The organism is Microbacterium umsixpiens (assembly GCF_053543675.1).
In genome coordinates this window covers 14,696-17,488 of record NZ_JBLVOH010000082.1, presented here as the reverse complement: position 1 = coordinate 17,488, position 2,793 = coordinate 14,696, and the positions used below count along the sequence as shown (strand labels likewise).

General features: G+C 66.0%; 4 protein-coding genes. All 4 read right to left on the bottom strand.

Annotated elements, in window-relative coordinates; genetic code table 11:
- The coding region (locus ACNPM4_RS08595; protein WP_448985401.1) for an ABC transporter permease subunit at positions 1 to 339 on the bottom strand (339 nt) is incomplete at its 3' end.
- 82 nt (positions 340 to 421) lie between these two features.
- A complete protein-coding gene (locus ACNPM4_RS08590; RefSeq protein ID WP_029262480.1) occupies positions 422 to 1,336 on the bottom strand; it encodes a glutamate ABC transporter substrate-binding protein in 915 nt (304 codons plus the stop codon).
- 64 nt (positions 1,337 to 1,400) lie between these two features.
- The gene (locus tag ACNPM4_RS08585; protein WP_372466466.1) at positions 1,401 to 2,150 is read right to left on the bottom strand and encodes an amino acid ABC transporter ATP-binding protein; all 750 of its coding nucleotides are present in this window, start codon (positions 2,148 to 2,150) and stop codon (positions 1,401 to 1,403) included.
- 253 nt (positions 2,151 to 2,403) lie between these two features.
- Positions 2,404 to 2,793: TAXI family TRAP transporter solute-binding subunit (locus ACNPM4_RS08580; protein ID WP_448985400.1), on the bottom strand; the 390-nt coding region annotated here is incomplete at its 5' end.

Here is a 2,793-nt window from a genome sequence, read left to right as displayed (position 1 = left end):
GACCGGCACCGTGTTGATGCCGGCGCGCAGAGCCTCGGCGACGTAGGTCGCGGTGTAGAGCCCGAGTGCGATGACTGCGAGCAGCAGGGAGTTGACCCGCTCGCCGAGAAGGATCGGCAGGCAGAACGCGAAGAAGAACATCACGAGGGTGAGCGGGGTGTTACGGATCCAGTTCACGTAGATGCCCCCGACTGCGCGGGCGATCGGCACCGGGGACACCCGTGCCGCTCCCACGATCAGTCCCAGCACCAGGGCGATGAGGCCGCCGCCCAGGAACAGCACGATCGTTCCCCACAGTGCTTCACCCCAGAGATCGAGGTGGTCGCTGATGACTCCCACGGCTGCTCCTGTCGATTCGTGTTATCGCGATGGCCCTGCTGACGGATGGGGGCGGCCGATGGTGTCGGCCACCCCCATGCGATCAACCGATCGGGTCGACCTCAGGCTGCGTCGCCTTGACGCCGGAGGCACCGAGGTTGTTGTCGAAGATCTGCTGCCAGATGTCGCCACCGTCGGTCAGCTGGGTGTTGAAGTACTCGGCCAGCGCGTCATCGCCCTTGGCGAGTCCGATGCCGTAGCGCTCCTCGCTGAACGGCTCGCCGACGACCTTCAGCTTCTCCGGGTCCTGCGCCGCGTAACCGATGAGGATCGCCTCGTCGGTGGTGACGGCGTCGACCTGCCCGTTCTTGAGGTCCTCGACGCACTTCGAGTACGTGTCGTACTCCTTGGTCGGGACGTCGGGGTAGTTCTCCTTGATGTTCTGGATCGGCGTCGAGCCGGTCGCCGAGCACACCGTGGTCGAGTCGCTCAGGTCGTCGACGCTCGCGATGTCACTGTCGGCTCCGACGAGGAGGCCCTGTCCGGTCAGGAAGTACGGACCGGCGAAGGAGATCTGCTCCTTGCGCTTGTCGGTGATCGAGTAGGTGCCGACGTAGTAGTCGATGTCGCCGTTCACGATCGCCTGCTCGCGGTTCGCCGAGGCGATCGCCGTGAACTCGATCGTCTCCGGGTCGACGCCGAGCGATGCTGCCATCCAGCGGGCGATGTCGACGTCGAAACCGGTGCGGTCGCCGGTCACCGGGTCGAGGTAGCCGAGGCCGGGCTGGTCTTCCTTCACGCCGACCTTGATCGTGCCGGAGGACGAGATCCGATCGAACGTCGGACTCCCGTCGATGCTGACATCCTCGAGGACCGTCCACGGCGTGCCGGAGGTCTCCTCCTCGCCGCCGTCTTCCGGGGCCCCCGAGCTCGACGGCGTGCCGCTGTTGCAGGCCGTGAGCGCGAGCAGTGCCACCGCTGCGATTCCGATGCCTGCCAGTGTCCGTGTGCGTCGCATGTGCGTCTCCTTCGTGTGCTGTGTGTGCAGGGTCTGTGTGGTCGGGCGTCAGTGTGGTCGGGCGTCAGTGCGTGAGGAGCTTCGAGAGGAAGTCCTTGGCACGGTCGCTCTTCGGGTGCGTGAAGAACTCCTCCGGAGTCGCCTCCTCCACGATCCGCCCGTCGGCCATGAAGACGACACGGTCGGCCGCCTTCCGAGCGAAGCCCATCTCGTGCGTGACGACGATCATGGTCATTCCCTCGTGAGCCAGCTCGACCATCACGTCGAGGACCTCGTTGATCATCTCGGGGTCGAGCGCGCTGGTCGGCTCGTCGAAGAGCATCACCTTGGGCTGCATCGCGAGAGCCCGGGCGATCGCCACACGCTGCTGCTGGCCGCCGGAGAGCTGCGCGGGAAGCTTGGATGCCTGCTGTGCGACGCCGACGCGCTCGAGCAGGATCATCGCCTCTTTCTCGGCATCCGCCTTCTTGAGGCCCCGGACCTTCATCGGCCCCAGGGTCACGTTCTCGAGGATCGTGAGGTGGGCGAACAGGTTGAACGACTGGAACACCATGCCGACGTCCGCACGGAGGTGTGCGAGGCCCTTGCCCTCGGCGGGGAGCTCCTTGCCGTCGATGCGGATCGTGCCGCTGGTGATCGTCTCGAGTCGGTTGATCGTGCGACACAGGGTCGACTTGCCGGACCCGGACGGGCCGATCACGACGACGACCTCTCCCGAGTTGACCGTGAGGTCGATGTCGGCGAGAGCTTGGAAATCTCCGTAGTGCTTCTGGACGTTCTCGACCACGACGAGGGGTGTATCAGAGGTCATCATTTCTCCAAACTAGCCACGTCGGACGCGGGTCTCCAGGCGCCTCGGTGAGATTTACACGTTCGTAATCACCTGATCGCGGTACCAATGCTGCTTTGCACGGGTACCCCACGGCCCGCCCCCACGGGCCGCGGGATCGTCCTGCGGCCTCGCCCCCCAGCGACAGCGGAGCTGCAGGATCCGATCGCGCGCGATCGACCTCACACTGGCAGAGCCGAGGGCCCGGTGTCAGACTTCTTGAGGATTTCTTGAGCAGTCAGCCGCGCAGGTCCCGGTAGTACTCGACCGCGCCCGGATGCAACGGAACCGGGCCGGTGAAGATCGCCGATCGACGATCCAGCAGCGCAGCGGTCGGGACCTCCCCTGCGATCCGCAGGCGGGCATCGAACAGTCCGGTCAGGATGTCGCGCGCGACCCCGTCCGGGGTCGAGGAACTCGTGACGAGGTAGTTCGGCACGGCCATGGTCGGCGCCGAGGCGGCGATGCCGTAGGTGCCGGCGGGGACGTCGGCGGGTCGATAGGCATCCGAGTAGCGGTCGTTCACCTCGTTCACCCAGTCCTGCTCGATCGGGAGCAGGCGCACGGACGTGGTCTGCGAGAGCGCCGCGATTCCCGGTGTCGGCAGCCCACCCACCCAGAAGAACCC